This is a genomic window from Saccharomonospora azurea NA-128, from assembly GCF_000231055.2.
Classification (GTDB): Bacteria; Actinomycetota; Actinomycetes; order Mycobacteriales; family Pseudonocardiaceae; genus Saccharomonospora; species Saccharomonospora azurea.
On record NZ_CM001466.1, the window covers coordinates 4,174,167 to 4,198,628 of the forward strand.

The window sequence follows — 24,462 nt, forward strand, 5'->3', positions numbered from 1 at the left end:
TGCGGGCGGTGGGGACGAGGATCGCGCGTGCCCCCGCGGTCAGCGCGGCCTCGACGTCGGAGCCGATGTCGCCGACCACGACGCAGCGGCGCACGTCGACTCCGAGTTCCTGGGCGGCCCGCAGCACCATCGCCGGTCGCGGCTTGCGGCACGCGCACCCGTCGTCGGGCGCGTGGGGGCAGAACTGCCAGGTCGAGAACGGCCCGAGCAGTTCGTCCACGCGGTGGGTGACGGCCCGCAGCTGGTCGGGCGTGACGTGCCCGCGCGCGATGCCGGACTGGTTGCTCACCACGCCCACCGGCACGCCCTCGGCGCGCAGCAGCGCGAGCGCCTCCGCCGCGCCCGGCATGGGCCGGACCTTCTCCGGATCGGACAGGTACGGCACGTCCTCGATCAAGGTGTCGTCGCGGTCGAACAGCACCGCCCGGCCGCGCCGCACCCGCCACTCGCCGAGGACGCGGTGAGTGCACGCCACGGGTGGGATCACGGCGCTCGTGACGGTCATCCGCGCGACCTCGCGCGGCGTGCGCGGGCCCGGCGCGATCCGCGAGAGGGCGAACTCCGCCGTCAGACCCGCCCACAGCCCGGCGGCGAGAGACGCGCCCCGGGGAATCCGGGCCGCGGTCAGGGCGAGGGCCGAGAGTCCCGCCAGGGTCGTCAGCGCATGCCTGCCGAGCCGCCCGGACCCCTCTCCGGCCTCGTGCCGCCAGTGCCGGCCGTGCTTGGCCCGCATGAGCGCATTGTCGGCGTTGCCGCGCTGTCGCCGCACGCTCGCGAGGAACCCGCCGGACTTGGGCGGATGCGTGGTGACGCGGCTGCCCTGCGCGAGGCGCCAACCCAGGCGCCGGACCCGCAGGGCGAGGTCGGCGTCCTCCCGGTACGCGCGGGGGAAACGCTCGTCGAACCCACCGACCTCGACGAGCGCGTCTCGCCGGTACGCCATGTCGGCGGTGATCCAGCGCGACCGGGTCAGCGCGAGTGTGTCGCGTTCGTCGTCGGTGGGCCTGCGGGTGTCGGGGAGCGGGACCTCGATGCGCGCGACGGAGGCGGCCACGTCGTCGCCGAGTCCGTCGAGGTCGTCGGCCAGTCGGGCGGGCCAGTCGCGCGAGGTCAGGACGTCGTCGTCGAGGAAGGCGATCCAGTCGGTGCGCGCGGCCCGCCAGCCGACGTTGCGGGCGGCGGCCGGGCCGCGCCCACCCGAGTTCAGCACGCGCAGAGGGAGCCCGAGCTCGGGCAGCGCCAACGGTGCCCCCGGGCGAGGGCGGTCGTCGATCACCAGTACCTCGTCCGGGGCGGGGCCGTCGCCGTGGGCGAGTCCCCGCAGCAGCGCGGCGAGGTTGTCCCGCCCCGCCGTGGGGACCACGACCGAGTACTCGGGTGCTCTCCGTTCGGTCACGCCGCTCCTCCCTTGCGCCGGACGGCGAACGGGCCGATGGCGAGCAGGTCGACCGGTGCCGAGCCGAAGCACTCCAACGCGTCGCGCGGATCGTCGACCATGGGACGCCCGGCGGTGTTCAGACTCGTGTTCACCACCGTGGGCAGGCCGGTCCTGCGTTCGAACGCCGCGAGCATGCGCGCGACGAGGGGTTCGTCCTCCCGCGACACGGTCTGGATCCGTGCGGTACCGTCCACATGCGTCACCGCGGGGATGCGGTCACGCCACTGTGGAGCGACGTCGTGCACGAAGAGCATGTACGGGCTCGGCACGGGACCGCGGGAGAAGAGTTCGGGCGCGCGGTCTTCGAGCACCATCGGGGCCACGGGCCGGAACTGCTCCCGCCCCTTCACGTCGTTGAGCCGCTCCAGATTCTCGGCACGCCCGGGGTGGGCGAGCAGCGACCGGTGGCCGAGCGCCCGGGGCCCGAACTCCGCCCGGCCCTGGAACCACGCCACGATCGCGTCGTCGGCGAGCGCGTCCGCGACGGTCTCGGCGATGTCGGCGCAGCGCTCGTACGGCACGTCGGCCCGTCGCAGCCACGCCTCCAGCTCGTCGTCGCTCCAGCCCCGGCCGAGGTCGGCGCCGCCCATCGGTTCGACCGCCTCGCCGAAGTCCGCCGCCAGTTGCAGCGCGGCACCGAGGGCGGTGCCCGCGTCACCCGCCGCCGGTTGGACCCAGACACGCTCGAACGGCCCTTCGGCGTGCAGGCGGGTGTTGGCGACGCAGTTCAGCGCCGTGCCCCCGGCCAGGGCGAGGTCGGTGTGACCGGTGCGTTCGTGCAGCCAGCGCGCGAGGTCCAGCAGCACCTCCTCGGTGACTCGTTGCACGCTGGCGGCGAGGTCGGCGTGTTCGGGGAGGAACTCGTCGTCGCGCGAGCGGGCCGGGGCGAAGCGCTCCCAGTCGATCGGGGCGGTGCGGAAACCTCCGTCGCCGGTGGTGAAGACCAGCTCGCGCAATTCGGGAAGGAAGCGCGGTGTGCCGTAGGAGGCCAGGGCCATGACCTTGTACTCGTCGCTGGAGCGCTGGAAGCCCAGGTGCGCGGTCGCGACCTCGTAGGTGAGGCCGAGCGAGTGCGGCAGCGACTGGTGGGCCAGCTCGACGAACTTGCCGTCGCGGTACTCGCCGAGTACGGACGACTCCGACTCACCGCGGCCGTCGGAGGTGAGCACCGCGCAGTCGCCGAAGGGGGAGGCCAGCGCCGCCGACGCCGCGTGGGCGACGTGGTGCCGGACGAACCGGACGATGCCGGGGTCCAGACCGGGCAACGCGGTCTTCAGGAACTCGGGGGCGCGGCGGGCGTAGAGGGTGCGGAGCTTCTCCCACCCTCCGGCGTCCACACCGTCGAGCGAGGCGTCCACCAACGTGGGGTCGTAGGAATACGCGACAGCGTCGAGTTCGGACACGTCGAGCCCGGCTCGTTGCAGACACCAGGCCGCCGCCTTCTCGGGCAGTTCCCACGTGGAGAACGGAACCGGCGACTTGCCGTGCTTGCGCCGACTGAAGCGCTCCTCCTCGGCGGCGGCGACGACCGTGCCGTCCACGACGATCGCGGCCGCGGGATCGTGGAAAACGGCGTTGATTCCGAGTATCCGCACTCGTTTGCACCCCTCCCGAATCGAGTGGGGCCGACTGTCGCGACCCGCACTATGCCGCTACCCGCTGAAGCGACGCCTAAACGAGTGGAGGGTGAAACCCCAGGACGTCGCTACTGCACGTGAACGACACCGGTGACTCCACCTCATTCGGCCGAGGGGACGACTGCTATGTCTCTGTCGGAGGAATGGACGTTCCGGGCGAACCAGGCGATTGTGCGGCGCAGACCGTCGTGGAGTCCTGTCTCCGGTTCCCACCCGAGTGCCGTGCGGGCGAGCGTGATGTCCGGGCAGCGGCGGCGGGGATCGTCGACGGCGCCGGGCACGAAGGTCACTGTGGAGTCCGAGCCCGTGACGGCCCGGACCTCCTCGGCGAGGTGGCGCACCGTCAGCTCGTGGGGGTTACCGATGTTCACGGGCCCGGTCAGACCGCTGCGCCACAGGGCCAGCAGCCCGGACACCGTGTCGTCGACATAGCAGACCGAGCGGGTCTGCGTGCCCGTTCCCGCCACGGTGAGGGGCGCGTTCGTCAGCGCTTGGGTGATGAAGTTCGGGATCATGCGGCCGTCGTCGACGCGCATGCGCGGCCCGTAGGTGTTGAAGATGCGCGCCACGGCGACGTCGGTGCCGTGTTCCCGGTGGTAGGCCAGCGTCAGCGCCTCGGCGTAGCGCTTCGCCTCGTCGTACACGCTGCGGGGGCCGATGGGATTGACGTTGCCCCAGTAGCTCTCCCGCTGCGGGTGTTCCAGCGGGTCGCCGTACACCTCGCTGGTCGAGGCGAGAAGGAACCGCGCGCCGTGCCGGGTGGCGAGTTCGAGCGCGTTCGCGGTGCCGACGGCTCCCACGCGCAGTGTCTCCAGCGGCAGCCGCAGGTAGTCCGGCGGCGAGGCGGGAGAGGCGAGGTGCAGTACGGAGTCCGGCGCCGGCAGGTCCGGCCACTGCGACAGCGGGCGCGTCACGTCGTGTTCGACGAACCGGAAATCCGGATGGCGCGACAGGGTGGCGACATTGTCCACACTTCCGGTGAGCAGACTGTCCACACAGGTCACTCGGTGACCGTCGTCCAGGAGCTGTTCGCACACGTGGGATCCGATGAATCCCGCGCCACCGAGCACAAACACGTGTTCCCCGACCGGTACCATGCCGGTTCGGTTACCCTCGGGCTCCGGTGTGAAACGCTCCGGCAACGGGTACAGATCACGACATGCGCGTGCTGGTGACGGGATGGCCGAGTTTCCTCCATGGGGAGGCGACTGCCGGCGACGTACTGAGCATGCGCCGGGTCGCCGACGCGCTCGCCGGAGCGGGCATCGAGGCGGACACCGCCTGGAGTCCCGTTCTGCGCCCGGACGCCCTGCACCTGGACGACGCGGAGCCGGGGCGCTACACCCACGTGGTGTTCGCGTGCGGGCCCGCGCACGGCGAACAGGTGGAGTGGCTGCACCGCCGGTACCGGGCGTGCCGCCGGATCGCGGTGGGCGTCTCGGTGATCGACCCGCGGAGCCCCGCGGCGGCGGGTTTCCACCGCATCCTCGCCCGCGACGGGCTCGGTGAGCCGCAGCCGGACCTCTCCTACGCCGCACACGCCGACGACGTCCCGGTGGTCGGCATCATGCTCGCCCCCGGGCAACGCGAGTACGGCGGGCGCCGCAGGCACGAGCAGGTGCACAAGACGCTGCTGCACTGGATCACCGGGCGGGAGTGCGCGCGGGTCGGGCTCGACACACGCTTGGACAGCACGGACTGGCGCCTCTGCGCCACTCCGGACGAGTTCCTGTCCCTTCTCGCGAGGCTGGACGTCGTGGTGACGACGCGGATGCACGGGCTCGTCCTCGCCCTCCGCGCGGGTGTTCCCGCCATCGCGGTGGACCCGGTGGCGGGCGGCGGGAAGGTGACCGCCCAGGGCGAGGCACTCGGCTGGCCCGCGGTGATCGGCGCCGAGCACCTGGACACCGAGACGCTCGACCACTGGTGGCGGTGGTGCCTGGCGAGCTCGTCGGTCGACGGCGCGCGCACCCCGCCCGGTGGTCGGGGCACGCTCGTCGCCGATCTCGTGGCGGAGGTACTCCGATGAGGACCACCGTGGTGATCGCCACGCGGGACCGTGCCGACGACCTCACCCGCACGCTCACGCACCTGCGCGACCTGATCCCGCTGCCGCCCGTCATCGTGGTGGACAACGGCTCGCGCGACGACACCACGTCGCGCGTGCGGCACCGATTCCCGGGCGTGCGGGTGATCCGGCTGCCGGAGAACGTGGGGATGGCGGCGCGCAACCTCGGGGTCGAGGCCGCCGACACGCCGTACGTGGCCTTCTGCGACGACGACTCGTGGTGGGAACAGGGTGCGTTGACCAGGGCTGAGGTGGTGCTCGACGCCTATCCCCGGGTGGGGCTCGTCGCGGCGACCACCCTGGTGGGGCCCGAGTGCCGGCGTGACCCGGTCTGTGAGGAGATGGCCACGAGCCCGCTGGGCACGGCGCCCGATCTGCCGGGGCCGCGAGTGCTGGGGTTCCTCGCCTGTTCCTCCGTGGTGCGCCGCAGCGCGTTCCTCGACGCGGGCGGCTTCAACCCGTTGCTGCACTTCGGAGCGGAGGAGAAGCTGCTCGCCTACGACCTCGCCGCGCGAGGCTGGGAGCTCTGCTACGTCGACCGGCTGCGCGCACACCACCATCCGTCCACCGTGCGGCCGTCGGCGGGCTGGCGGCGGCGGATCGAGCGGCGGAACAACGTGCTGATCACGTGGATGCGGCGCCCGCTCGCCGACTGCGCCCGCACGGCCGCGATCGTGCTGCGCGATCCGCTCGCGGCGGCGGGTGCCCTGCGGAGGTTGCCCGGGGCGCTGCGGTCGCGCCGGCCGTTGCCCGCCCACGTCGAAGCGCAGATCCGGGAGCTCGCATGAGCCGCGTCAGCGTCGTCATGATCACCCACAACCGCCGCGACGAAGTCCTCCGGACGTTGGAGGTGATGACGTCGCTGCCCGACGCCGCGCCCATCGTGGTCGCCGACAACGCGTCCACCGACGGCACCGCCGACGCGATCGCCGACCTCTTCCCGCACGTGTCGCTGCTGCGCTGCGACCGCAACCTCGGTGCGCTCGCCCGCAACCTCGCCGTCCGGCAGATCCGGACTCCGTACGTGGCGTTCTGCGACGACGACACGCGATGGCAGCCCGGTGCGCTCACGCGGGCGGTCGAGCTGCTCGACACCTACCCGGGGCTGGCGTCGGTGACGGGCCGCTGCCTCGTGGAGCCGCACCTGGAGGAGGACCCGATCACGCCGGAGCTGCGCGACTCCCCGGTGCGGGGCCCGGACTGGCTCCCCGGCCCCGCACTGCTCGGCGTGATGGCCGGCCTGACGACGTTCCGCGTCGAGGCGTTCCGGCAGGTCGGCGGATTCTCGCCCCGCATGTGGCTGGGTGGGGAGGAGGAGCTGCTGGCCATCGACCTCGCCGCGCACGGGTGGTGGATGTGCTGGGATCCCGACATCGTGATCCACCACGCGCCGTCGCGGCAGCGGGATCCGCGGCGCCGACGCCGGCTCGGCATCCGCAACACGCTGTGGACGATGTGGTTGCGCAGGCCTGTTCGCTCGGCGGCGCGCCGCACCCTCGACGTGCTGCGGTCCGCGCCCCGGGACGCCGCCACCCTCGCCGCGGTGGCGGAGGCGTTGCGAGGACTGCCGTGGGTGCTGTCGGAACGCCGGGTGGTGCCGCCGTCGGTGGAGGAGGGGTTGCGCTCGCTGGAGGACTCGCAACGGCGCTCCACCGCCCGGCGCTACGTCGGGTGACGGGGTTGACTCCTCGCCACACCGGGTAGGCCGGGAGGCAGGACGAACCGCCGAGAGGGAGTGTGTCGATGACCGGCTTCTTCGGGGAACCGAGCCCCAGTCCGTTCGACCAGTTGCTCGCCCAGTTCTTCGGCAACGCCATGCCGGGACGGCGTCCGCACGCCGTGGGGATCACCCGCCTGATGAGTGAGCAGGCGCTCGCCCTGGTGTCCGCGGCGGTGCGCCAGGTCGGGGAGTGGGGGCAGAACGAGCTCGACTCGACCCACCTGCTGTGGGCGGCGACGCGGGTTCCCGGGAGCCGGGAGCTGCTCCAACGCGCGGGAGCCGACCCCGACGCGCTCGCCGAGCGCGTGGAACGGGAGGCCGCCGACCGTCGGTCGCCGCAGGCCACACCCGTGTTGACACCGGGGGCGAAGCGGACGCTGCTCGACGCGCATCAGATCTCGCGTGGTCTGCGCTCGTCGTACATCGGGCCCGAGCACATCCTCCTGGCGCTCGTGGCGAACCCGGACTCGCGGGCCGGTCTGATCCTGGCCGAGGCGGGCGTGACCCCGGAGGCCATGCAGCGGGCGATCTCGGGGCCCACCGGCTCGACGCACGCGCGTGAGACCACGCAGGCGCAGGAGCAGCCCAGTGACACGCCCACGCTCGACACCTACGGGCAGGACCTCACCGACATGGCCCGCAACGGGGAGATCGACCCGGTGGTGGGGCGCGACGACGAGATCGAGCAGACCATCGAGGTGTTGTCGCGGCGCACCAAGAACAATCCGGTGCTCATCGGTGAGGCGGGGGTCGGCAAGACGGCGATCGTCGAGGGGCTCGCCCAGCGTGTCGTGGACGGCACCGTGCCGGAGACGATTGCGGATCGGCGCGTGATCCGGCTCGACGTCGCCGCGATGGTCGCGGGCACGCGTTACCGGGGCGACTTCGAGGAGCGCATGACGAAACTGCTCGACGAGCTCCGGCGGAACCAGGGCAAGCTCATCGTGTTCATCGACGAGCTGCACACCGTGGTGGGCGCGGGCGCGTCGGAGGGGTCGATGGGCGCGGGCAACATGCTGAAGCCGGCGCTGGCCCGGGGCGAGCTGCACATCGTCGGCGCCACCACGCTCGACGAGTACCGGCAGAACATCGAGAACGATCCCGCGTTCGAGCGTCGGTTCCAACCCATCCTCGTGCCCGAACCCAACGTGGAGGACACGCTGGCCATCCTGCACGGGGTGCGCGACCAGTACGAGGCCCACCACCAGGTCCGGTTCACCGACGAGGCGCTCAGCGCGGCGGCGACGTTGTCCGACCGCTACATCACCGAACGGTACCTGCCGGACAAGGCCATCGACCTCATGGACCAGGCCGGAGCGCGGGTGCGGATGCGGTCGGGGCGCTGGCCCGAACGGCTGCGCGACATGGAGTCCAGGTTGGAGCAGCTGTGCCGCGACCGCGACCAGGCGGTGAGCGAGGAGCACTACGAACGCGCGTCCGCGCTGCGTGACGAGATCCACGAGCTGCGCAGCCGCATCGAGGAGCAGCGCCTGCAGGACCGGCCCGCCGAGGCGCCGGACGTGACGGCGACCGACATCGCCGAGGTCGTCTCGCGGAGCACCGGAATCCCGGTGTCGCAGTTGACGCAGGAGGAGCGCGAGCGGCTGCTGAACCTGGAGGGGCACCTGCAAGGGCGCGTCGTGGGGCAGGACGAGGCCGTGGCCGCCGTCGCGGAGGCCGTGCGCCGGGCGCGGGCGGGACTCGCCGAGCCCGGCCGGCCCTCGGGGAGCTTCCTCTTCCTCGGGCCGACGGGCGTCGGCAAGACCGAGCTGGCCCGAGCGCTCGCCGAAGCCCTGTTCGGCAGCGAGGACAGCATGATCCGGTTGGACATGTCGGAGTACGGCGAGCGGCACACGGTCAGCAGACTCGTCGGCGCGCCCCCCGGCTACGTCGGGTACGAGGACGCCGGACAACTGACCGAAGCCGTGCGCAGGCGCCCCTACTCCGTGGTGCTGCTCGACGAGATCGAGAAGGCGCACCCCGACGTGTTCAACATGTTGTTGCAGGTGCTGGAGGACGGGCGGCTCACCGACGGGCGAGGCCGCACGGTGAACTTCACCAACACCGTGCTGATCATGACGAGCAACATCGGTTCCGAGCTCGTGCTCAGCGGAACCCAGGGTGCGCTCGGCTTCGCTCCGCAGGACGAGAGCGAGACGGAGGGGCCGCTGCGTGAACGGTTGATGCAGCGGTTGCGCGACAACTTCCGCCCCGAGTTCCTCAACCGGATCGACGAGATCATCGTGTTCCGCAAGCTCTCGGCGGAACAGCTCCAGCAGATCACCACGTTGCTGCTGGAGGAGACCCGACGCAAGGCCCACGCCCAGGGCGTGGACGTCGAGTTCACGCCGGAGGCCGTGCGGTGGCTCTCCGAGGCGGGTTACCAGCCCGAGTACGGCGCCCGTCCGCTGCGCCGCACGATCCAGCGCGAGGTCGACAACGTGCTCTCGCGGATGCTGTTGAAGGGCGACGTCCACTCGGGCGCTACCGTCACCGTGACGGTGAAGGACGGCGCGCTGACCTTCGACGTCACCGCGCCGGTGGGAACCTGACCGTGGACGAAGGAGAGGGGGGTCGGTGAGCGCCGACCCCCCTCTTGCGTGTCGGTGAGCGAGCCGGTCAGCCGGTCTCCTCGCCGCTGAGGGCGGCCGCGGGGACCACGCGTTCGTAGACCCGCATCGTGTCGGTCGCGATGCGGTCCCAGGAGTATCGGCAGCGGGCACGGTCGGCGCCGGCGATGCCGTAGGCGTCGCGCAACGCGGCGTCGGACAGCAACCTGCGCACGGCCGAGGCCAGCGCTTCGGGGCGTTTCGGGGGCACGTGGAGACCGGTCACGCCGTCGACGACGGTGTCGGTGAGGCCGCCCACCGCCGAGGCCACCACGGGCACACCGCACGCCATCGCTTCCAGCGGCACGATGCCGAACGGTTCGTACCAGGGCGTGCAGACGACGACGTCGGCGGAACGCAGGAGAGCCGGTACGTCCGCGCGGGGCACCTGCCCCCTCAGGTGTACGCGGTCGGCGACGCCGAGTTCCGCGGCGAAGCGCAGCAGGCGCGCGGCCTCCTTGTCCTCGGCCAGCCTGCCCTCCTGCGGGCCGCCCGCGATGATGAGCTCGGTCTCCGGCAGGGACCGCAGTGCCGCGATGGCGACGTCGAACCCCTTGCGCGGCACCAGCCGGCCCACGGACACGATGCGGTAGCGGTGGGTCCGCGGCTCCACCGGTCCGGAGGGCGTGAACCGGTCGAGGTCGACCCCGCACGGGACGATCGACATGCGCGAGCGCGACAGCCCCAGCCGCACCAGCTCGAACACCTCGTCCGAGCAGGTCGCCGCGACCCGCGCCGCGTGCTTGCCGATGAGTCGTTCCAGGCCGATCCGTTCGGTGGGGCTCGTGTCGTGCGCGCCCTGATGCCTGCGCTTGACCACCCCGAGGGCGTGGAACGTCTGCACCACCGGCACCGACAGCGGACGCGTCGCCATCAGCGAGGCCAGGCCCGACATCCAGAAGTGGGCGTGCACGACGTCCGGGCGGTCGGCCTGCCACTGTGCGGTCAGAAACCGGGTGAACTCGCCCATGTGCGGCAGCAGCTCGTCCTTCGGCACGTGCCGGGCGGGACCGGCGGGCACGTGGACCACGCGGTAGCCGCCGGGCATGGTGACGTCCTCGGGTTGGTCGTCGCTGTCCCGGCGGGTGTAGACGGTCACGTCGTGCCCGGCTCGGGTGAGGCCCGCGGACAGCTCGGCGACGTGCACGTTCTGTCCGCCGGCGTCGACCTCGCCCAGGGCGGCCAGCGGGCTTGCGTGCTCGGACACCATCGAGATCTTCATCGTGCCTCCGGGTTCACGGTGCGAGCGAGTCGAGGAGGGCGTCCCAGCGCCGTAGGAACGCGGGAAGTCCGAAGTGCGCCAGCGCGTACTCGCGGGCGGACTTGCCCATGCGCGTGGCCAGGTCGGGATCGGCGCACAGCGTCGACACCGTGGAGGCGAGATCGTCGACGTCGGTCGACACGAGCCCCGCGTCCGGCGGCACGGCCGTGGCGGCCTCCGCGGAGGCGACCGCGGCCACGGGCATGCCGAGATGCATCGCCTCCAGCAGGGAGAGCCCCAACGACGTCCACCGCGCGGTGTGCACGTACACGCGCCGGGTGGCCATCTCGCTGTGCAGGTCGTCGGACGCCAGGTCCCCGACCGGGGTCACGCCGGGAACGTCGAGGTCGGTGACACCGATCCCGTACAGGTCGACCGGGGCGGCCCGCGCGATCACGGGGAGGAGGTCGGTGCCCACCACGCGGCCTCGGCGGACCGGTTCGTTGATGAGCACGGCGGCGCGGGCCAGCTCGCCGGTGTAGCGGTGACCGGGGTCGACGATGCCGTGGTCGATCACCACGGTGGGAGCGATGCCGTTGTCCCACATCAGCTCGTTGTAGTGGGTCACGTGCACGAGGGGGATGTCGCGCTGGTCGGCCAGCGGATGCCTGCTGGTGGCCGCGTGCTCGCGCGGCGTGTTGTGCTCGACGTAGACGGCCGGCAGGTCCGCACCCGGTTCGCGGCCCAGCCAGCGGCGGGTCAGCTCGATCTCCTCGGGCCGCTGCAACACCACCGCGTCGACGTCGCGCTCGCGCAGCTCGCCGGGGACGACCTCGACCGCCGAATCCGGCCACGGCCGCCCGTACCGGCCCCTGCCCCACGGCCCGCGATCGTCCACAGTAGGCAGTAGATAGCTGTGCTTTCCTTGGACGAACGCGGTTGTCCACGACCCGTGGACGTGCCACACGAGCAGTTCCATGTCACCGAAGTTGCCCGCAGCCCCCTCGAACTAAACCGCGCGCGACGCGGCGGGTCGTCGGTCGGTGACCCGCCGTGTCGCCTTACGGCGTGATCGTCACGTGGCGTGTCCGGTCGCCGCGCTGCCCCGCGTGGGGACCACACTGATCAGCAGACCCAGGACCGCCGTCACCCCGTACAGGCACGCGTTCGCCACGTGCACGTTCGCGAGGTTGCCCAGCGGTGAGAGGGTGACGGCGAGGATGCTGTAGGCGAACAGCCCGGTGAAGGCGAAGAAACTCAACCACCCGAAGGCACGCAGGGCCGACTCGGTGTGCGTGGCCGCGAGACCCAACGCTCCCACCCCGGTGTGGCCGATGTTCAGCAGGCCGCTGGCACCGAACAACCACACCGTGCGCGACGGGTCGTAGCCCATGTCCGACCCGACCAGTGCGAACCCGGCGATGCCGAGGACCAGGTACGCCAGCCCGATCACACCGACCCCGACGCGCAGCGTTCCGGTCGGCGGAAGTGCTCGTGTCCAAGGATTCATCTCGCCGCCTCTCGACGTCGCGGGATCGTGACCGCCGCTCGAGACCCTGCCGCTGCTATCGCGCCATACCGCGTGCACCCTGCTTCGCGAAGTCGATGTGGACCACGCGGTCCGAGTCCCGGTGCGGGTCGGTCTCGTAGCGCCACGCCGACACGGAGTCGGTGACCGTGCCCAGCACCCGCCATCCGAGCGACTGCGAACTCGGTACACCGCCCGACACGGTCGTGGCGAACACCTCCGCACGCAGCGTCCCGAACGTGACGGACAGTCGGCAGGTCAGCAGCGCTCCTGGCACCGAGGCCCGGATCAGGCTCGCGCACGCCTCGTCGACCGCGAGGACGATGTCGGTGACCTCGTCGGGTCCGAAGCCCTCGCGCTGGGCCACTCCTTGAGCCAGCAGGCGGACCGCCGCCAGGTGCCGCGGATCGGCGGGGATCCGCAGTTCCATCGGTCCGTGGCACCTCGGGCCGAACCAGTCCACCAGTTCGTGTCTTCCCATGATGTGGCCGGGATACCCCCACCGCGGATGTCCACACTCACCCGGGTGGAAGTGCGCCGACCCCGTTTCCGCGAGCGTTTCGGCGGCGCGGCAGGAGGTTTGTGCCAGGACCCTGCGGGGCACACGGTGACCACCGCCGGGCGCCCACTGGGTGCGGTGTGGGCCGCGTGTGCACGACGAACTCGGGAGGAAACCGTGGTGTACGACCAACAGCGTGACGCCGTGGGCCAGCGTTCGGTGGCGGAGCTCGTCAACGACCTGTCCGCGCAGATGAGCCGACTCGTGCGGAACGAGATGCTGCTCGCCAGGGCGGAGATCCAGGCGAAGGGCAAGCGCTTCGGCGCTGGAGCGGGGATGGCCGGTGCGGGCGGGGTGATCGCACTCTACGGGCTCGCGGTGCTGATCACCGCGGCCGTGTTGGCCCTCGCGCTCGTACTGCCCGCGTGGGCGGCCGCTCTCGTGGTCGGCGGTGCGTTGATGCTGTTGGCCGGTCTGCTCGCCCTCGTGGGCAAACGTCAGGTGCAGAAGGCGTCGCCGCCCATTCCCCGGGAGTCGCTCGAGAGCGTGCGCAAGGACATCGACGTCGTGAAGGAGACGATGCGGCGATGAGCGCCTCGACGACGCCGAGTGACGCCGACCAGTTCCCGCAGACGGTGGAGCAGGCCCGGACCGACATCGAGTTGACGCGGCAGGAGCTGCGCGAGACCGCTGGGGAACTCATGAGCCGGCTGAACGTGGGCGAGCGGGCCAGGGAACAGCTTCAGGACCGCTCCCGCGTCGCGCTCGGCGTCATGCGCGCGAACCCGGTCGCCGTCGCGGCCGGGGGCGCCGCGGCCGCACTCGCCGTCGGTGGCCTCCTCACGTGGAGGATCAAGCGATGAAGGCGCTCTACCGGCCGCTCAGTCTGATCGTGAGTGTGGGGGGAGGACTGCTGTCCAGTGCGGTGTTCAAGCAGGTGTGGAAGCGCGTGACAGGGGAGAAGCGGACGCCGAAGGCCACCGACCGCGGGTTCACCGCGTGGCAGGTGGTGGGGGCCGCCGCGCTGCAAGGGGCGATCGTGGGAGCGGTGAAGGCGGCGGTCGATCGGGCCGGTGCCGCGGGTTACGAGAAGGCCACCGGTGCCTGGCCGGGGAACGAGTAGACGCATGTTGTTGCTGCGGCCCCCGGGGGTGTACCGGCCGCAGGACGACACGGAGCTGCTGTCCGAGGCGTTCACCAGGGTGACGTTGCCGTCGGGCGCGCGCGTGCTGGACGTCGGCACGGGAACCGGTGCCCTGGCGCTCGCGGCGGCGCGGGCCGGTGCACGGGAGGTCGTCGCCGTGGACGTGTCGCGGCGCGCGCTCGCCGCCGCCTGGATCAACGCCCGGCTGCGTGGTCTGCCCGTGCGTGTTCACCGGACGGACGTGGCCACGGCGCCACCGTCCGGGCCGTTCGACCTGGTGCTCGCCAACCCGCCGTACGTGCCGTGGTCGGGTTCCGGCAGCGCGTCGCGTCGGTGGGACGCCGGTGACGACGGGCGCGCGATCATCGATCCGCTCTGCGCCGCGATCCCGGGTCTGCTGTCCGAGCGAGGGTGCTTCCTGCTGGTGCAGTCGTCGTTGTCCGGTGTCGACCCGACGCTCACGGCGCTCGCCGAAGCCGGGTTGAAGACGTCGATCGTCGCGCGCCGGCCGGTGCCGTTCGGCCCCGTGCTGCGGGACCGGGCGCGGTACCTCGAACAGCGGGGGCTGATCGCCGACGGGCAGCGCGAGGAGGAGTTGGTGGTGATCCGTGCCGACCGAACCGAACGGACGGGCTGACCGTCCGGGCTGCGACGTGAACCGCGTGAACGGCGAGGCCGGAGCCGTGCGCACGCCGTCCTCGCGCTCGTCCCCGCCCCGTCGGGTCACCGTCGTGCCCGGCGGCCCGATCCTGATCGAGGGGCCGGTCGAGTTCCAGCTCGACGACGGCACCACGGTGGCCTCGGACCGGTTCCAGGTGGCGGTGTGCGCGTGCCGGCGCAGCAAGAACTACCCGTTCTGCGACGCCAGCCACCGCCGTAAGCGGCGCTGACCGGCGTCGCGAACCGCGTCAGCGCGCGTCGGCGGGCAGCGGCATCGCGGGCAGCTCGCGCCGCCAGTGCGTCATGAGGTGCTCGGCGAGGTGGGCTTCGAGGAGCTCGGTCGCCTGGATGCCGAACACGACGTCGGCGGCGAGGTGCGGCTCTCGCGCCAGGAGGTCACCGATCACGTCGCGGCGCATGACCTGCTCGTGCACCGCGTCGGCCTCGACGTGCTCGGCGAAGAAGAACCGGCAGGCCTCCGGCGCCCCGAGCCGGTCGAGCGCCTGCACCATGCGGGCCGCGCTGGGTGCCGTGCTGATCTCGGCGGCGGCGAAGTGGCCCACCAGGGCGGCCCGCAGCGCTCGATGCAGACCGAACAGCGACATGAGGTTCACCGTCGCCAGCGCCTGCGGCGGTGCCTGGTCGAGGTAGCCGAGGTAGTCGCTGCGCAACCCGGCCGCGTCGAGCAGCTCGGCGTAGAGCCGCGAGTGCATGCGGTCGTACCGGCCGCCGCCGAACTCGTCGAACTCGACGGCCACGAGCGCGGCCTTGGCCTGCCCGCGCAGGCGCGGAATGACCCACGCGTGCGGGTCGGCCTCCTTGAGGTGGTAGATCGAGCGCAGCGCGAAGTACTCGCGCATCTGCGTCCACGTGCCCTCGTCGCGCAACCAGTGGCTGGGACCCGTCCCGTGGACCGGTTCCACCAGGAGTTCGTCGAGCGTTCCCGCGACGTCGGTGTCACGTCCCCGGCCGGGGACGTCGGCGCGCAACGCCGTGAGGAACCGCTGCTCCAACGCCGCACGCAGGCGCAGCAGGTCCGGGTCCCACTCCCAGTCGGGTGCGGCGTCGGTGAAGCCGCGGTAGTGCAGTTCGTAGCAGGTCTGCAAGGTCAGCTGCAGGTCGTCGCCGTACGGGTCGGGATCACCGATGTCGACCGGGAGGGTGGGGCGGCCGGGTTCGTCGCGCAACGCCGACACCACGGCCGCGGAGAGAGGGCCACGGGGCAGTGGCAAGGGGGACACCTCGGCGGGTGTCGACACGGCTGTCTCGGTTCGCGCACTCACACTCGTACTCACACGAGCGGGCTACCCGGGCCGTCGACCCGGTACACCGCACCTCGGGCCCGACCTCAAGCCCAAGCCTCGGTCGCCGACCGCTGACGTGCTGGGTCAGAACCAGCAGCCGATCCACCACGAGGGAGTGCACTCCTCGTCCTCGTCGTCCTCGTCGTCCTCGGGAGGGGTGGTGGTCGGTGGGGTCGACGACGGCGGAGTGCTGGTCGGGTCGGGCGGGGAGGACGGGGCGGAGGTGGTGGGCTCGCCGGTGTCGTCCTCGCCAGGATCGTCACCGTCCTCGTCGCCGTCGTCGCCGTCCTCATCGGAATCGTTTGGGATGTGGCTTTCCGTCTCGCCCGGATCGCCGCCACCTCCCAGGTTGCCGTCCTGCGGCGACGACGAGATCTGCTGCGTGGGGTCGGAGGTTCCGGTGGGGAGGTCGTCGTCGGTCGTCGGCGCGGTGGTGCCGGTGGGATACAGGTCGGTGCGACTCGGATCGATGACCACGATCCGCTCTCCGCCGTCGTCCGCCTGGTTGCTCGGGTCGCTCGGGGCGAGGTTGACGACGATCGCCGCGACGCCACAGCCGACGACCACGGCGCCCATCACCGCGAGCATGCGCATCCGCGAGTTCGGCCCCGGCGGAGGCCGATCGTTCCAGCCGTCGTCGTCGGAAAGCCGGGCCACCGACACATCGTTGTCCACCTACTGAGCCCCTCCGGACCGGGAACAGCCGAGCTGAGCTGTCTCACCGTAGATCATGGCAATGCGGGTTTCCCGGTAGGGATTGCCCGTGTGGGCGTCGGTGTTGTGGCACAATAACGCGTTTTCACCCGCCTGACTACTGTCTGCAACAGCGCCGATCACGGACCGCGTCGACCGTCGGCCTCTCTCCACAGTGTCTGGTCAGCGTCGAGGCGCCGGTTACAGCACCGAACGCAGGAACGTGACGAGGTGATCGTTGAAGTCGGCTTCCCGTTCGAGGTTCGGCAGGTGGCTGGCGTCGTCGAGGACGACCAGCCGGGCGTCGGGGATGCGTCGGTGGTCGGCTCGGAGTGGAAGCGCTCACCGGTCCGGTGGTGAAGGGCATCGCCGCCCGGCTCGGGGTGACGCTCGTGCCGTTGCCCGTCGACGAGCACGGGCTCGTGCCCGAGTCGGTCCGCGAGGCACGCTCCGACGCCGTGTATGTGCAGCCGACGCTGCACAATCCGCTCGGTGTCACGATGCCGGAGTGGCGCAGGCAGGAGCTGGCGCAGGTGCTGAACGATTTCGGCATCAACGCCGTGGAGGACACCGTCTACGCGTTCCTGCGCGACGAGGTGCCGTTGGCGGCGTACGCGCCGGAGCGCACCGTTCTCGTCGACAGCCTGTCGAAGCGCTTCTCTCCGGGGCTGACTCTGGGGTTCCTCGTCGCCTCCGAGGGGTTGGCGGGGCGGGTGGCGTCCGCGCTGCGCTCCGGAGGGTGGACGGCGCCCGGGTTCACGCTCGTCGCCGCCACGCACTGGTTCGAGGACGGGACGGTGTTCTCGGTGCGGCGACGCAAGCGGATCGACGCGGCACACAAGTCATAGATCGTCCGCAGTGGACTCGACGGGTTCGCGTTGCGCGGTGATCCCGCCGCCCACCACTGTTGGCGGGAGCTGCCTCCGCCGTGGCGCGCCGGGGTATCGCGGTCAGCCCCTCGGGTGCCTTCGCGGTCGGCGCCGCGCACGCCCCCAGTGCGGTACGGCTGGCCTTCGCGGGGCCCGATGTGTCCACACTGGAGAGTGCTGTGGGGGTGCTGGCGCGGCTCGCGCGGGGAACCCCGGAGGACGCACGGGCGGACTGACCGGGGCCGTACGTGCCGCCGTTTCATGCCGGCCGCCCAGGGGTAGTCGGCGCCATGGAGGTGACGTCATGGCAACCACCAGGGAACGACTGCACACGGCGTTGTCCGAGGCGGACTTCCCCGCCGAACGCGCCGAACTGGTGCGGTATGCGGAGCGGGCCGGTGCGGATTCCGACACCCTCCGCGAACTGAAGGGAATCCCCGCCGAGACCTACGGCGGTCTCGGTGAGGTCGAGCGCGCCGTGTCGTTCGCGACGCCCGAGGACGACCGGGAGCGGGCCGAGCGGCGTCGGACGCACGACAAGCCCGGACTGTCGGAGCAGGCCAAGGACGTGGAGGCACACCCGATCGTCGAGGAGCTCGGCGAGAACCGGGGCAGTTGAGCCGTTTGTCCGGGTTTGCCGACGGGTAGCTGTACATCGCGAACGTCTCGACGAGAGTAAGGCGATCATGGAGCTTTCCGGCAGTGGCGAAGTGGAGAACTCGCCCGCACGGCTCGCCGCACGCGCCGAGGACGCCGTCAGGGCACTGACGCTCCGCACCTCGGGCCCGGTGGACGGTGACATCCTCGCCAGTCCCGGTGAGATGCACGAGGTGCTGGGCTCGTTGAGGCTGCTCGTCGACAACCTCTCCCGGTGCCTGCCGGAGATGGCGACCTGGCTCGAACAGTGCCTGTGGTGCGGTCGCATCGGCGGGCAGGACCCGCGGGCGTACGGCGAGGTCGCCGAGTCGATCTTCGAGGTCGCGTCGGCGTTGGCGCGGGCACACCGGATGGGCACGGCGCTGAGCCGTGAGATCCAGGCGGCGCAGTCCGCCAGCAGCGACCTCGTGGTCAGTGAGTGACGGACGGACGGCGCGGACGGCCGCGGCAGGGCCGTCCGCCCGTCCGCGCGGTGGGTGTCGAGGGCGAAGAGGATTGTTGCCGACGTCGTCGATACCGGCTGGTTCACAGCTCCACGTCACGACGGGCTCGTCGCCTCGCCACCCGTGTTCTCCTGCTGATCACCCGGCTGCCGGGGAAGGGGCGGCTGGAGGGCGTTGGCTTCCCGCTGCTGCTCGATCGCCTCGACCAGCTCGCTCTGACTCATGTGCGCGACGAACGGGATGCCCTCCTCATGGGCTGTCTCCGTGAGCTCTCCCCACGTCCGGTCGTTCAGGTCCTTCTGCTGCGGCATTGTCATCCTCCGCGTCTGCCGACTACGGCATTCGGGTAGCCCACAGGGTGGAGCGTTAACCCATTCGGAGGCTGCTGGAGGCGTCACATGTCCTCGACGTTCAGACTCGGCACGATCGCGGGTATCCGGGTCGGCGCGCACTGGAGCGTGCTCGGCATCCTGCTCATCCTCGTGGTCGCGCTCGGCTTCCGGAACTGGCCCGTCCTGGCTCCCGGCCACGCCGGTGTCGTCTACGTCCTGGCGGCTGTGGTGACGGCCGTGTTCTTCCTCGCCTCACTGCTCGCGCACGAGCTCGCGCACGCGGTCGTCGCTCGTCGGCAGGGCATCGAGGTCGACGACATCACCCTGTGGCTGCTCGGCGGCCTCGCCCGGCTCCGCAGTGAAGCCCGGACACCCGGGGCCGACCTGAGGGTGGCCGTCGCGGGCCCGTTGGCGAGCCTGGTGTGCGGCGCGGTGTTCGGGGCCCTCGCCTGGCTGCTCGTCACGGTGGACGCCCCGTTCCTCGCGGTGATGGCGGCGGTGTACCTCGCGCTGTTCAACGGTGTTCTCGCGGCCTTCAACCTGGTTCCCGCCGCCCCGCTGGACGGCGGGCGAGTCCTGCGCGCCGCGCTGTGGGCGTGGAAGGGCGACCGGCACCTCGCCGCCGTCTGGAGTGCTCGCGCGGGCCGCGGGTTCGGCATCCTGCTCATTCTCGCCGGCGTGTGGCAGCTGCTGTTCGCGGGCACGGGCAGCGGCCTGTGGTGGGTGCTGATCGGCTTGTTCGTCGTCACCGTCGCGGGTGCCGAGGAACGCGAGGCACACCTCGGCAGCACGCTCCAGGACGTGCGCGTGTCCGAGGTCATGACCCCCGACCCGGACACCACCGACGCCGACACCTCGGTGCACGACTTCCTGCACGACGTCGTGCTCGTCCGGCGGCACTCGGCGTTTCCGGTCGTGGACGGGCGAGGACACGTGGAGGGGCTGGTGACGCTGAACCGGCTGCGGTCGGTGCCCCTCGACGAGCGGGGCACGACCCGTGTGCACGACATCGCGTGCCCGGCGAGTGACGTCCCGACCGCCACGCCGGACACTCCGCTCACCGATCTGCTGCCCGACCTGCGCGACGCCCCGGACGGGCGGGCGCTCGTGTTCGACGGCGATCGACTCGCGGGCATCGTGACGCCCACCGACGTCAGCCGTGCCGTGACCGTGCGGGGGTTGGTCGAGGCGGACCCGCGCCATGTGGTCCGCCCCGTGCACGGCACGCCTCCGCCCCCGGTGGCGTGAGCCGGGCCGGTCGAGGACGTCAGGGCCGTTCGCCGACCCCGGTGGCCAGCTCGCCGAGCCGCCCGCCCTCGGTCGACGAGGCCAGCGGCGGCGTCGCCTCACCCGCCCGCTCACGCAGTCCGGTGAGGAACTCGGCGACGGCCTCGGCCGCGGTGTGCTGCGGTGTCCAGCCCAGTTCGGTCCGCGCGCGCGTCGTGTCCATCAACGGCAGGCGCACCACCGCGTCGAACAGGTCTGGGGAGGCCGGGACGAGACGGAGATTCCACGCCGCCGAGAGGACGGTGCGGAGCACCCGTGAGGGCACGGGGACCGTGCGTGCGTCGAGCACGCGGGCGAGCAGGGCGCCGTCGACGATCTCCTCGGCGGCCACGTTGAACGCGCCCCGCACGTCCCGCGTGGCGGCCAGTGCGAACGCGCGCCCCGCGTCGGCGGAGTGCACGACCTGCATGCGCAGCGACCGCGCGTTCGGGACCACCGGGATCAGCCCGGGACGCACCAGGCTCGTCGGCACGAACGGGCCCAGGAACAGCCGCCGCTGCTGGGACGCCGTCTCGCGACGGAAGACGAACCCCGGCCGCATCCGCACCACGCGAATCGACTCGTGCTCGGCCTCGAAGGCGTCGAGTGCCCGCTCCAGATACGCCTTCTCGCGGGTGTAGGCCGCGCCGGGCCAGCCGTGTGTGGGCCAGTCTTCGGTCACCGCGTGGTCCTTCGGCCCGGGGGAGTAGGCCCCGACCGACGACGAGTGCACGAGAGCGGGCACCGCGCAGCGTGCGGCGGCCTCGAAGACGCGCAGGCTCCCGAGCACGTTCGCGCGCCACGTCGTCGGCGGGTTCCGGGTGGGTTGGAACAGCCAGGCGAGGTGCACGACCGCGTCGGCGCCGGCGAACACCGAGTCGAGCGCGGCATCGTCGGCCGTGCCGAGATCGAGCTTCTCGACCGTCAGCTTCGGGTGCGTCCACCGCGGTGCCCGCCGCGCGATGCCGACGATCGACTCGACCGCCGGATCGTCGCCGAGCGCCTCGACGACGCTGGTGCCGATGTTGCCGGTCGCCCCGGTCACCACGACCCGCATCGTCGGCTACCGGGTGGTCTCGGTGCGGTCCTGCACGAGCGAGTTCAGCCGGTCCAGCGCCTGCTCGATCCGGCTGTCGACGTCGGCGCTCTGTTCGCCGCCCAGTGTTTCCGGCGCGTCGCCCGCGAACTCGATGTGCAGGGTGGCGAGGGTGGCGTTCGACCCGCCGTCGCCGTGGGGCTCGATCTGCAACCACCCCTCGTAGCCGGTGTCCTGGCCGCCCCACCGCAGACGCATCCGATCGCGGTCGGCGTCGACGTAGCCGGTCTGGTCGCGGACCTCGCTCCCGCTGGCGACCCAGGCGTGCAGGGTGCCCTCGCCCTCGGGTTCCACCTCGACGCCCTCGGGCGTCCAGCTGTCCAGCGACGTGAGGGTCGAGGCGATGTCGAAGACGACCCGCGGGCCGGCGTCGATGACCCGGGTCTGCTCGAAATCGGTCATGGCGCTGGCATACCCAACCCGTCGAGGGCTATACCTCGCTCGGGTCCGCGGTGAACTCCGCCGGGAGGGGGACCGGGTGTGCGGCCGCTAGGTCATGCCCCGCAGCACGAACGACGGCGGACGGGTGCCCCGGATGCTGGCCACCATGTCCACCACCTGCCGGGTTCGGCGCACTTCGTGGGCGCGGAACACCGCAGCGCCCTCCCAGGCCGCCACGGCGGTCGCGGCGAGCGTGCCGTCGACCCGGTCGGACAGCTCGGCGTCGAGGGTCTCGCCCACGAAGTCCTTGTTCGACAGCGCGAGCAGCACCGGCCACGGGGTCGAGGTGAGTTCGGACAGCCGGCGCAGCAGTTCGAGCCCGTGCCAGGTGTTCTTGCCGAAGTCGTGGGTCGGGTCGATGAGGATGCCGCCGCGGGGAACGCCGAGTGCGGCCACGTGTTCGGCCCGCCGCGTGACCTCCTCCGCCACGGCGGCCACGACGTCGTCGTAGGCCACCCGGTGGGGCAGTGTCCGGGGTGACGCGCCGCCCGTGTGCGAGCACACGTAACCCGCGCCGAACTCGGCGGCCACCTCGGCCAGCGCGGGATCGGCCGACTGCCAGGTGTCGTTGATGAGGTCCGCGCCCTCCTCGCACACCTGCCTGCCGACCTCCGAGCGCCACGTGTCCACGCTGATGAGCAGGTCGGGGTGCCGGTCGCGCACGGCGGCGACCACGGGGGCGACGCGGCGGATCTCCTCGGCCACGGACACGTCCGAGCCCGGGCCGGCCTTCACACCGCCGATGTCGACGATGTCGGCGCCGTCCACGACGGCCGCGTCCACGGCCCGCACGGCGGAGTCGAGGGAGTAGGTGGCCCCCTTGTCGTAGAACGAGTCGGGAGTCCGGTTGACGATGGCCATGACGAACGCGCGATCGCGTTCCACGACACGGCCACGGCAATGCAGGGTCACCACGGCAACGACCCTAGCCGTCCGCCTGGATTCCACACCGCACGCGGCGTCAGATCCAGCCCTCCTCCCAGGCCCGCCGGGCGGCCTCGTACCGGGTGGAGACGCCGAGCTTCGACATGGCCGCCGACAGGTAGTTGCGCACCGTCCCGGGCGCGAGGTGCGCCTGCTCGGCGATGGCGGAGACCGTGCTGCCCGTGTGCGCGTACCGCAGCAGCTCCAGCTCTCGCTCGGTGAGCGGGCAGCTCGACGCCGTCAGCGCGGACGCGGCGATCTCGGGGTCGACGTACCGCTTGCCCGCGTGGACGTCCCGGAGAATCTCCGCCAGCCGGCTCGCCGCCGTGGTCTTGGGCACGAAACCGCGCACTCCGCTGGCCAGCGCGCGTTTCAGAACCCCGGGCCGGGCGTGCCGGGTGACGATCACGATCGGGATCTCGACCTCGGCGCGGACCCGGCTCGCCGCTTCCACGCCGTCCAAGCGCGGCATCTCCAGATCGAAGACCGCGAGGTCGGGCCCGGTGTTCCGGACCAGCTCGACCGCCGTCTCCCCGTCACCGGCCTGGCCCACGACCTCGATGTCGTCCTCCAGACCGAGCAGGGTGGCCAGCGCTCCGCGGATCAGGTCCTCGTCGTCGGCCAGCACGATGCGGATCAGTTCCCTCACCTCCGCACGGGCGCGTGACCGCCCAGCTCGAACGTCGCGTCGCCACCATCCTCGATCACGCGGCCCCGCACGTCACCGCCGAGCGTGGCGAAGCGCTCGCGCAGCCCGGCGATACCGCTGCCGGGGGTGGCCTGCCGGGGCGTGATGCCGTCGTTGACCAGCCGGATGTGGGCCGTCGTGGAGTCGACCCGCAGCACGACGACGCACCGGGTGGCGTCGCTGTGCCGGAGGATGTTCGTCGTCCCTTCCCGGATCAGCGCGCCGAACAGTTCCTGCAACGGGGGCGGCACGTGTCGCGCGTCCCCGCGTACCTCGGTGTCGATGCCCGCGGCGCCGAGGAGTTCCACGGCGTTGGCGAGTTCCCGGCGCAGGTCGGTGCCCCGGTAGCCGTGGACGACGCGGCGGGTGTCCGTCATCGCGGTACGGGCGAGCTCGGTCAACTCGGCGGCCTGGGCTCTGGCCGCGTCGTCGTCGCGCCCGATGAGCCGCTCGGTGAGCTCACCCTTGAGCATGATCGCCTGGAGGTGGTGGCCCTGGATGTCGTGGAGGTCGGCGGCGAACCGGAGGCGTTCGCGGGCCACGGCGAGTTCCTCGGCGAGCTCCCGGGACTTGTCGATCTGCACGACCATGTCCCAGAACCAGATCTGGGTCAGGTCGAGCGCCGCGAAGCACAGCACGAACCCGGCGGCCAGGACGGCCATGAACCAGGGGAACCCGCCGCCGGGCTCCACGTCGCGCAACGGGATCGCCACCAGGCCGGCGCCCGCCGCCACGACCGCCATCACGAACGCCGTCGGACGCCGTCGTCCCTTGGGCGTGTTGAGCACCACGCCTCCGGCGGTCAGGCCGGGCAGGAACGCCCACGCGGTCGGGTTCGGCTGGACGACCGTGGCGTAACCCCAGGCGGCGACGGTCAGGACGAACGTGACGCCGTGTTCGACGGTGGGTCCGCGGCGACCGTGCCGCAGGCCGTCGTTGACGAACCGTGTGCGCTGCACGATCGTCAGCAGGCCCGCGCCGATGGTGACGACGACGAGCGGGACCCGTCGTTCGGTGTCGGCGGCGAGCTGCAGCCACGGGATCAGAGCGAGGTAGCTCAGCAGGACCAGCGACCACCACGTGTACTTGTGCAGCCGCCGTAGTCCCGTGCCGAACTCCGAGTTCGCGTCGCTCACCTCACGGAGCATAGCTCTTGCCGGCGTGGTGACAGATGTCATGGCGAGGCATGCGGATTCGCATGTGGACTGTTGACGTCTCGTTCTACCGCGGGTTCCCGCGACGCGG

Annotated in this window: 29 protein-coding genes; 14 read left to right on the plus strand and 15 right to left on the minus strand. The window is 71.7% G+C overall.

The features are described 5' to 3' along the window. The 3 genes from SACAZDRAFT_RS19290 to SACAZDRAFT_RS19300 all read right to left on the minus strand — a co-directional run. Window positions 1-1,396: HAD-IIIA family hydrolase (locus SACAZDRAFT_RS19290; protein WP_005444413.1), on the minus strand; the 1,396-nt coding region annotated here is incomplete at its 3' end. Continuing rightward, window positions 1,393-3,033, minus strand: coding sequence for a carbamoyltransferase family protein (locus tag SACAZDRAFT_RS19295; RefSeq protein ID WP_005444414.1), 1,641 nt, complete (start codon window positions 3,031-3,033; stop codon window positions 1,393-1,395). The genes SACAZDRAFT_RS19295 and SACAZDRAFT_RS19290, both read right to left, overlap by 4 nt. 143 nt (window positions 3,034-3,176) lie before the next feature. Further along, window positions 3,177-4,172, minus strand: coding sequence for a UDP-glucuronic acid decarboxylase family protein (locus tag SACAZDRAFT_RS19300; protein ID WP_005444415.1), 996 nt, complete (start codon window positions 4,170-4,172; stop codon window positions 3,177-3,179). Between the two features lie 62 nt (window positions 4,173-4,234). On the opposite strand from SACAZDRAFT_RS19300, the gene SACAZDRAFT_RS19305 reads away from it, so the two are divergent. The 4 genes from SACAZDRAFT_RS19305 (at window position 4,235) to SACAZDRAFT_RS19320 (ending at window position 9,415) form a co-directional block, all read left to right on the plus strand. Continuing rightward, entirely contained in the window at window positions 4,235-5,104 is an 870-nt protein-coding gene (locus SACAZDRAFT_RS19305) for a polysaccharide pyruvyl transferase family protein (protein ID WP_005444416.1), read from the plus strand. Next, window positions 5,101-5,931 (plus strand): glycosyltransferase family 2 protein, encoded by an 831-nt coding sequence (locus SACAZDRAFT_RS19310; RefSeq protein WP_005444417.1) that lies wholly within the window; start codon window positions 5,101-5,103, stop codon window positions 5,929-5,931. Before SACAZDRAFT_RS19305 ends, SACAZDRAFT_RS19310 begins: the two co-directional genes overlap by 4 nt. Further along, entirely contained in the window at window positions 5,928-6,818 is an 891-nt protein-coding gene (locus SACAZDRAFT_RS19315) for a glycosyltransferase family 2 protein (protein ID WP_005444418.1), read from the plus strand. The genes SACAZDRAFT_RS19310 and SACAZDRAFT_RS19315 overlap by 4 nt, the downstream gene beginning before the upstream one ends. Before the next feature lie 68 nt (window positions 6,819-6,886). Continuing rightward, on the plus strand, window positions 6,887-9,415 hold the full coding sequence (locus SACAZDRAFT_RS19320) for an ATP-dependent Clp protease ATP-binding subunit (RefSeq protein WP_005444419.1): 2,529 nt from the start codon (window positions 6,887-6,889) through the stop codon (window positions 9,413-9,415). Between the two features lie 67 nt (window positions 9,416-9,482). On the opposite strand, the gene SACAZDRAFT_RS19325 is transcribed toward SACAZDRAFT_RS19320, so the two are convergent. The 4 genes from SACAZDRAFT_RS19325 to SACAZDRAFT_RS19340 all read right to left on the minus strand — a co-directional run bounded on the left by SACAZDRAFT_RS19325 (window position 9,483) and on the right by SACAZDRAFT_RS19340 (window position 12,682). Then, the gene (locus tag SACAZDRAFT_RS19325; protein ID WP_005444421.1) at window positions 9,483-10,694 is read right to left on the minus strand and encodes a glycosyltransferase; all 1,212 of its coding nucleotides are present in this window, start codon (window positions 10,692-10,694) and stop codon (window positions 9,483-9,485) included. A gap of 13 nt (window positions 10,695-10,707) precedes the next feature. Next, on the minus strand, window positions 10,708-11,652 hold the full coding sequence (locus tag SACAZDRAFT_RS19330) for a glycosyltransferase (RefSeq protein ID WP_005444425.1): 945 nt from the start codon (window positions 11,650-11,652) through the stop codon (window positions 10,708-10,710). Between the two features lie 96 nt (window positions 11,653-11,748). After that, window positions 11,749-12,183 carry a DUF4383 domain-containing protein gene (locus SACAZDRAFT_RS19335; RefSeq protein WP_005444427.1) on the minus strand — a complete coding sequence of 145 codons (435 nt, stop codon included), beginning with the start codon at window positions 12,181-12,183 and terminating at the stop codon, window positions 11,749-11,751. A 55-nt stretch (window positions 12,184-12,238) separates the two neighbouring features. Next, window positions 12,239-12,682: an ATP-binding protein gene (locus SACAZDRAFT_RS19340; protein ID WP_005444429.1), complete on the minus strand. Its 444-nt coding sequence runs from the start codon at window positions 12,680-12,682 to the stop codon at window positions 12,239-12,241. A 195-nt stretch (window positions 12,683-12,877) separates the two neighbouring features. On the opposite strand from SACAZDRAFT_RS19340, the gene SACAZDRAFT_RS19345 reads away from it, so the two are divergent. The 5 genes from SACAZDRAFT_RS19345 to SACAZDRAFT_RS19365 are packed head-to-tail and all read left to right on the plus strand — an operon-like array spanning window position 12,878 to window position 14,734. Then, window positions 12,878-13,291, plus strand: coding sequence for a phage holin family protein (locus SACAZDRAFT_RS19345; RefSeq protein ID WP_005444430.1), 414 nt, complete (start codon window positions 12,878-12,880; stop codon window positions 13,289-13,291). After that, window positions 13,288-13,563 carry a DUF3618 domain-containing protein gene (locus SACAZDRAFT_RS19350; protein WP_005444431.1) on the plus strand — a complete coding sequence of 92 codons (276 nt, stop codon included), beginning with the start codon at window positions 13,288-13,290 and terminating at the stop codon, window positions 13,561-13,563. Before SACAZDRAFT_RS19345 ends, SACAZDRAFT_RS19350 begins: the two co-directional genes overlap by 4 nt. Continuing rightward, on the plus strand, window positions 13,560-13,823 hold the full coding sequence (locus SACAZDRAFT_RS19355; protein ID WP_005444432.1) for a DUF4235 domain-containing protein: 264 nt from the start codon (window positions 13,560-13,562) through the stop codon (window positions 13,821-13,823). The genes SACAZDRAFT_RS19350 and SACAZDRAFT_RS19355 overlap by 4 nt, the downstream gene beginning before the upstream one ends. A gap of 4 nt (window positions 13,824-13,827) precedes the next feature. Next, window positions 13,828-14,481, plus strand: coding sequence for a HemK2/MTQ2 family protein methyltransferase (locus SACAZDRAFT_RS19360; protein ID WP_005444433.1), 654 nt, complete (start codon window positions 13,828-13,830; stop codon window positions 14,479-14,481). A gap of 25 nt (window positions 14,482-14,506) precedes the next feature. Next, window positions 14,507-14,734: a CDGSH iron-sulfur domain-containing protein gene (locus SACAZDRAFT_RS19365; RefSeq protein WP_176662450.1), complete on the plus strand. Its 228-nt coding sequence runs from the start codon at window positions 14,507-14,509 to the stop codon at window positions 14,732-14,734. An 18-nt stretch (window positions 14,735-14,752) separates the two neighbouring features. On the opposite strand, the gene SACAZDRAFT_RS19370 is transcribed toward SACAZDRAFT_RS19365, so the two are convergent. Together SACAZDRAFT_RS19370 and SACAZDRAFT_RS19375 are read right to left on the minus strand one after the other, a co-directional pair. Beyond that, window positions 14,753-15,763: an iron-containing redox enzyme family protein gene (locus SACAZDRAFT_RS19370; protein WP_005444438.1), complete on the minus strand. Its 1,011-nt coding sequence runs from the start codon at window positions 15,761-15,763 to the stop codon at window positions 14,753-14,755. A 129-nt stretch (window positions 15,764-15,892) separates the two neighbouring features. Further along, window positions 15,893-16,483, minus strand: coding sequence for a hypothetical protein (locus SACAZDRAFT_RS19375; protein WP_005444439.1), 591 nt, complete (start codon window positions 16,481-16,483; stop codon window positions 15,893-15,895). Window positions 16,484-16,833: 350 nt separating this feature from the next. Between SACAZDRAFT_RS19375 and SACAZDRAFT_RS19380 the strand changes: the two genes are divergently transcribed. The 4 genes from SACAZDRAFT_RS19380 (at window position 16,834) to SACAZDRAFT_RS19390 (ending at window position 18,449) form a co-directional block, all read left to right on the plus strand. Then, window positions 16,834-17,349, plus strand: a complete 516-nt coding sequence (locus SACAZDRAFT_RS19380) for an aminotransferase class I/II-fold pyridoxal phosphate-dependent enzyme (RefSeq protein ID WP_232286296.1) — start codon at window positions 16,834-16,836, stop codon at window positions 17,347-17,349. A gap of 80 nt (window positions 17,350-17,429) precedes the next feature. Further along, window positions 17,430-17,606: a hypothetical protein gene (locus SACAZDRAFT_RS23920; protein WP_232286297.1), complete on the plus strand. Its 177-nt coding sequence runs from the start codon at window positions 17,430-17,432 to the stop codon at window positions 17,604-17,606. A 68-nt stretch (window positions 17,607-17,674) separates the two neighbouring features. Beyond that, the gene (locus SACAZDRAFT_RS19385; protein ID WP_005444441.1) at window positions 17,675-17,989 is read left to right on the plus strand and encodes a DUF2795 domain-containing protein; all 315 of its coding nucleotides are present in this window, start codon (window positions 17,675-17,677) and stop codon (window positions 17,987-17,989) included. A 67-nt stretch (window positions 17,990-18,056) separates the two neighbouring features. Continuing rightward, window positions 18,057-18,449 (plus strand): hypothetical protein, encoded by a 393-nt coding sequence (locus tag SACAZDRAFT_RS19390; protein ID WP_005444442.1) that lies wholly within the window; start codon window positions 18,057-18,059, stop codon window positions 18,447-18,449. Window positions 18,450-18,565: 116 nt separating this feature from the next. Here the strand turns inward: SACAZDRAFT_RS19390 and SACAZDRAFT_RS19395 are convergent, their stop codons facing one another. After that, the gene (locus tag SACAZDRAFT_RS19395) at window positions 18,566-18,781 is read right to left on the minus strand and encodes a hypothetical protein (protein WP_005444443.1); all 216 of its coding nucleotides are present in this window, start codon (window positions 18,779-18,781) and stop codon (window positions 18,566-18,568) included. 87 nt (window positions 18,782-18,868) lie between these two features. Between SACAZDRAFT_RS19395 and SACAZDRAFT_RS19400 the strand changes: the two genes are divergently transcribed. After that, a complete protein-coding gene (locus SACAZDRAFT_RS19400) occupies window positions 18,869-20,050 on the plus strand; it encodes a site-2 protease family protein (protein WP_005444444.1) in 1,182 nt (393 codons plus the stop codon). 19 nt (window positions 20,051-20,069) lie between these two features. On the opposite strand, the gene SACAZDRAFT_RS19405 is transcribed toward SACAZDRAFT_RS19400, so the two are convergent. From SACAZDRAFT_RS19405 to SACAZDRAFT_RS19425, 5 genes are all read right to left on the minus strand, one after another. Beyond that, window positions 20,070-21,125, minus strand: a complete 1,056-nt coding sequence (locus SACAZDRAFT_RS19405; protein WP_005444446.1) for an NAD-dependent epimerase/dehydratase family protein — start codon at window positions 21,123-21,125, stop codon at window positions 20,070-20,072. A 6-nt stretch (window positions 21,126-21,131) separates the two neighbouring features. Beyond that, window positions 21,132-21,566, minus strand: coding sequence for an SRPBCC family protein (locus SACAZDRAFT_RS19410; protein ID WP_005444448.1), 435 nt, complete (start codon window positions 21,564-21,566; stop codon window positions 21,132-21,134). A gap of 87 nt (window positions 21,567-21,653) precedes the next feature. Beyond that, window positions 21,654-22,520, minus strand: a complete 867-nt coding sequence (gene folP / locus SACAZDRAFT_RS19415; RefSeq protein ID WP_040927823.1) for a dihydropteroate synthase — start codon at window positions 22,518-22,520, stop codon at window positions 21,654-21,656. Between the two features lie 46 nt (window positions 22,521-22,566). Then, window positions 22,567-23,178 carry a response regulator transcription factor gene (locus SACAZDRAFT_RS19420; RefSeq protein WP_005444451.1) on the minus strand — a complete coding sequence of 204 codons (612 nt, stop codon included), beginning with the start codon at window positions 23,176-23,178 and terminating at the stop codon, window positions 22,567-22,569. Beyond that, on the minus strand, window positions 23,175-24,353 hold the full coding sequence (locus SACAZDRAFT_RS19425; RefSeq protein WP_232286298.1) for a sensor histidine kinase: 1,179 nt from the start codon (window positions 24,351-24,353) through the stop codon (window positions 23,175-23,177). The genes SACAZDRAFT_RS19420 and SACAZDRAFT_RS19425 overlap by 4 nt, the downstream gene beginning before the upstream one ends. Between the last annotated feature and the right edge of the window lie 109 nt (window positions 24,354-24,462).